Origin of the sequence: Massilia sp. Mn16-1_5, assembly GCF_004798585.1 — a bacterium.
GTDB lineage: Bacteria > Pseudomonadota > Gammaproteobacteria > Burkholderiales > Burkholderiaceae_D > Telluria.
Genome location: NZ_PPXQ01000042.1, coordinates 1 through 4,983, shown reverse-complemented (window position 1 = coordinate 4,983; position 4,983 = coordinate 1). Strand labels below are relative to the sequence as shown.

Genomic DNA, 4,983 nt, shown 5'->3' with positions numbered 1-4,983 from the left:
TACTGGCTGCCGGCTTCGCTGACCATGCGCACGGCGCGCTCGATGACTTCAGGGGAATACTTGGGTTGCTTTTTCATAGCTCCATTCTCTCAAACAATGGAGCCTCTACAAAACCCGGGGCGATTCAATGTCGACTTACGTGATGCCTCGGTTTTCGACCTCGACGTTATAGGACAAATTCTTCGCACCAACCTAGCAACGATCCGCCAATCGTTTTTGTTTGAGGTTTTTCCCGGGAGTGTGCTCCGTTCGCACGAGCGGTTGCGCTGGTGTGTCCAATGTATGGAGCAGGGCTTTCACTCCCCTTTATTTCAGATGCGGCAAACCCGAACTTGTCCTCTACACGCACAGACCTTGCTAGACTGTTGTCCACAGTGTCGCCGTGAAATTCCTTACCGACTGAGCACACCATTCCTCGCTAAGCCTTTTCATTGCCCGCACTGCGGATGCAATTTCGCACCGATGATGGGGTCCGAACGGCCACGCATTCTTCAGTTATCCCACGAAGAAACCTCCCAAATTGCATTGTTGCTAAAATTCTATAAAACAGCGGATGTTGAGTCAGTCAGCGTCAGTGACGCGGCGCGCCTATTCATAACGGCACAAAAGACCAGAGTATTCCATGTCGATTTGAACGAGTCAGACGTTCAGAGCCATTATGGCAGTTTCATGGCCCAGACCTTAAAACACTTAGTGCCAGGCGAACTTGAATTAGAGGGAGATCTTTACGCTAAGCCAGTCGCATGCAGTGTCCGCGGCTACCTCCATCACATTGGCTATGAAGACAGTAGTGAGTGCGACCAGCAGGAAAACAGAACCGATCCCGAAGGGAAAGATGTTGCGGAATTAACATCAAAACAATTCATGGCTATTCTAGTGGACTCCTATAGGGGGATACGTCGACATTTATGGCGGCGGGTTTTTAAGGATCACCGGCATTGCATCGTTTCTGCTGCCTTCTGCTTACGAAACGACATGCATAACAAGTCTACATGCGGATTCTGTCCACACGCGTTAGCTTTCATTCGCTGGCGCATGCTTTGGGAGGGCTGCGGTACCCCTCGCTACCTTTTTGCTAAGCGACCCGCTAAATTCTTTGGCATTCTCGGGTGGCACTTGGCTCGGCCCTCTCCAGCTCCAGAGAACTGGTCAACGGAGACAAAAGCATGGATTGCGGGGCACATCTTCAGCTCGACCTGTCTGGCGTCTCTTGCTGAGATATCGAAGTTAGCGATGACGGCGTGCGAGGAAGACGTCGTTCTCTGGGAGAAGAAAAAAAGCGCGGTTGATTACACGTGCTTGTGGGCGGTAGCTGGTCGAGACCGGCGTGAACAACCGGCCACAATCTACTTACGCCATGAGCCGCTTTGGCACGTGAGCGCCTTGACGATAAGCGGGATGGCCGGACACCGGCGGCGCCACGATGCGGACATGGGTCGTCTGCAGCTGTTTGCGTAAAACCTAGGCCTTCGCTAACGCCACTAGATATCATCCCCGAGCAAACCTGGGGCCACACTATTCGTTGAACGAATCAAATCGAGCGCTTCCTGTTCTGTATAGACCATCGTGGTACTTAGATCACGGTGGCCTAACCAAGCCGCCACATTCCGTACATCTTGTCCGGAAAGCAATGCTGCCTTCGCGAACGTATGGCGCAACCAATGTGGAGATGCTTGCCTGATTTGCTCAGCGCGGGCCGTGTCTCCTACCTCATCTAAAAAGTCGGCAGCTGCAGCGAGCCGGCCTTTTACGATGTGATAGAGGCCGTGGCGGGTCGTAATTGGACGCCACGCTTGAAAGTAGCGGCGCGACTGTACGTCTTGAATCAAGCGTCCGGTCGAAGTCGCAGCGCTGCGGTTAGTTCGAACAGAAAGCACAAGGGCGATCGTTTCACCTGGTTCAGGTAACTTAGACAAGCCAAACGCCTGGCGGTAGGTACCCAGCGCCTCCATGACGCTGCGGGGAACAGGTATCTTGCGCTCCTTACTACCTTTCGCGGTTTCCTCCCTGACCAACATGACCCAGTAGGTCTTGCCGTCACGCGGATCTGATAAGCGGTAGAACGCAGACATGTCCGCTTTGATCAGTTCGCTGGCGCGCAGACCAAGTTCACGCAGTACGATGAAGATGAAGCGGTCACGTAAGTCGGTCTGGCGAGCCGTGAAGGTCAATTTATCAGCCTCGTCCATGCATTGAAACACCATATCGTACAGGTCGATTGACACTGCGCGATTGGCGTTAACCTTGCGGATCGTACCCGCGCCATGCAGCCCCATCGGATTAATCTGGATGTAGCCCATCTCTCGCCAGGCACGGAACATGGCGTGAATGCAGCGCTGGATGTCCGACCGGCTGCTTTTTGAAGGTTTAGTACGAAACGGGGTGTACCCATCATCCTCTGAACGGGCAAAGGCACCCGTGATGGGGTCCTGCGCACACAACGCCTCATCCGGCAAATCTGCCAGGAACGAGTAAAACGCATCGACATCTTGCACGGTCCAGCGTGACGGCGGCACGCCATGTACGTTCTCGCAGAACCAGCGCAACTTTGCCAGGTGATATCCGTAGGTCGCAACTGTCTCAGGCGAGTTGCGCCGGCCGCGGCTGGCAATCGCCCTCAGCCACACCTGCGCGGCCGCCCAGTCGTCGGCTACCGGACCGAGACCGTGCGTGGTCGCCGGAGCAGGGGAGAGCAGGGCATCATACGTCAGGTCGGTTAACTGATTCATCGTGGCTTGTCTTGTAATAGTACGTCGGGGATTGCAGCGCCGGCATGGTACGCTTTCTGGCGGAACGTCTCGAGCAAATGTGCGTCCATCTTGCGCTGCCCCTCCAAGATTACGCAGCGTTCTTTCCACACGCGTGCTTCGCCGCGCGATTCCTCGATCGCCTGCATCGCAAATTTTCTGTGATCGGTCACTTCAAGTCCCAGCTTCTCGACCGCGTTGGCCTGCTGCATGACGACAGCACGCATCCGTTCAGTCTCTTGTTCTAGACTCGAAACAGCCTGGCGCGCTGCCATCAGTTCCGCGGCAAGCTGAGCAGCCTGAGCGCGGGCTGCCAGCAATTCCTGCTCCGTGTCGTGCAACCTGGCAGCATAAAAATCGGCTTGGCTCGAGCCAGCGGCGCTAAAGCGTGCGCTTCTCACTAAGGCGGCATCGACAGCGTCAGACACGATGGCGTGCAACTGGGTCGAACTAACGGCCGGCTGCTGAACACTCTCGGCCGCATTGCCGGCGCCTTGCTTGGGATGAAAAACGTCCTCCAAGGCCAAAGCCTGCTTTTCAGCCGCGAGGGTTGCTGTCGAGGGTCGGCGTTCCGGTGCGAAAGCGGCCAGGAGGCGTTGATAGATCGCCGGGCTGTAGAGCTGACCGGTTGCTTCCTGAACGGCGCGCAGAAAGCCCCGGACGAACGGGCGGTGGTTGCGGGAATCGTATGGAAATGTGGCCTGTAGCGCTGCCACGCGGGATGCCAGCAGGCGGGCTTGGTCATCGGTTAGCGAGAAAGTCGGACGGGCCATTGAGGAAAATGCTTGGTTGGGGTAGAGGTATATTAACCGTCATATTTATACCTGTCAAATTACGCTATTTAACTTAGCACACATTAAGGTAAATAGTTTTCACGAAGGCTTTTTTGTTCCACGCGGCGCCTTTGGCGACGGAAATGAGGCAGAAGCTGTGCAGGTCAACGATAGATAAAGCTAACGGTGAGCTTCTACAGGGAGCTGACAAGTGACGGCTCGTGCCGCATGTCCAGTAAAACCAATTCGAAAACCGGCAAATGTTGCGAAGCCAGTTGCCATAGGGACGCTTTTTCTAGCTCGAGCTTCCTGCATACTGGCCTTGATGCACGTGCTGGTACGGCTGCCCGCAGGCTGATCGAACGTGGTGTGGCTTTGGATTCGGCCGCTGCTCAGCGACTGTAAGGCCTGTCGATGCTGCGAAGGCAGAAGAAGTTTTTAAAGATGAGGCTACTGCTAACGAGTGGATGCAGTCTCCAAGCCCAAGGTCCGGGGCACAGCCTGATCGACTACCTGGACACTAAGCCGAGCGCGATGCCGATCGACAGGCGTAGAAGGCGATAGCCACCGACCGCGCAGTGTGAGGTTGTTGCGTCTTGACCAACGTAAGTATGCGCTCGACCGTCTGTGCACTGCATTGGCTTTGTTCGGTGGATATTGCAAGCATGTAGGCGAGCCAATACGATATTGGAGTAGTTCAATTGCTTTCTGCGCGCAGGAGAGTTTGGTGCACGTTGGAAAGCATGCGCTTCTAGTGTTCGTTCTGGTTTCAGTCGTCTTTCTAAAAATTGCAATCTCCACACCGAAGGGCGATGAGCGTCCCAAGCTGCGAACTTGGATTTAATACCAACTTGGCATCAATCCGTTGCATCTGGGTCATGCTAGGTAAAGCTGAGGAAGTCGCCCTTCACGTCGACCAACGCATGTGCGCACCTGCGGCTGCGACAGATTGCTTCCCTTGACACGTCACGTATCACACCGCCTACATGACTCGACAATACACTTGGGAATGTCGAGTTCTTACTGTTAAGTTTGGAGTCGATAATATGACGTAATACGTTGAGAATCTGACGCATCGGATGCTAAATATGTCATTACTTCTATAATGTCAGAAGCTCTCCAGAGGCTAGCCGTTAAGTAGCTGGCTTCTCGATGACGATGCTTGTCCAGTGGGCGCTGGCAGGCGTTCGCACGCACCCCGCGTCTTGATTCTGGTACACGCGGGAGCAGGCGTAGATCGTGCACTCTTAAGCCTCCCCTATTGTGGTCAACGTATTCATAGACGCGGGGTGAAAGTAGCAGGCGGTGTAAGCGGCACTCGGAAGTCGATGTTTAGTGAATCGCCCCGGCTTTCGTGGAGGCCGGTTAGTGTGAGTCAGGCCGGAATGGCTTGACTGCTCAGTTGCTTGTAATAGTTTGCCTCAGCTTCGGCTGGCGGTATATAGCCGAGCGGTGCGAGTAGG

Annotated in this window: 2 protein-coding genes and 1 pseudogene; 1 reads left to right on the top strand and 2 read right to left on the bottom strand. The window is 54.7% G+C overall.

Going from position 1 to position 4,983, the window contains the following annotated elements:
* Window positions 1–1,458 (top strand): annotated as a pseudogene (locus C2862_RS24900) (hypothetical protein); the annotation flags it as partial.
* Between the two features lie 23 nt (window positions 1,459–1,481).
* Here the strand turns inward: C2862_RS24900 and C2862_RS24895 are convergent.
* On the bottom strand, window positions 1,482–2,729 hold the full coding sequence (locus C2862_RS24895; protein ID WP_136223732.1) for a tyrosine-type recombinase/integrase: 1,248 nt from the start codon (window positions 2,727–2,729) through the stop codon (window positions 1,482–1,484).
* The gene (locus C2862_RS24890; RefSeq protein WP_136223730.1) at window positions 2,726–3,520 is read right to left on the bottom strand and encodes a hypothetical protein; all 795 of its coding nucleotides are present in this window, start codon (window positions 3,518–3,520) and stop codon (window positions 2,726–2,728) included. Before C2862_RS24890 ends, C2862_RS24895 begins: the two co-directional genes overlap by 4 nt.
* Window positions 3,521–4,983 lie beyond the last annotated feature (1,463 nt).

What these genes read in the sequence shown, in the direction of transcription:
- C2862_RS24895 (WP_136223732.1), bottom strand. Translation starts at nt 2,729, where the DNA reads ATGAATCAGTTAACCGACCTGACGTATGATGCCCTGCTCTCCCCTGCT.
- C2862_RS24890 (WP_136223730.1), bottom strand. Translation starts at nt 3,520, where the DNA reads ATGGCCCGTCCGACTTTCTCGCTAACCGATGACCAAGCCCGCCTGCTG.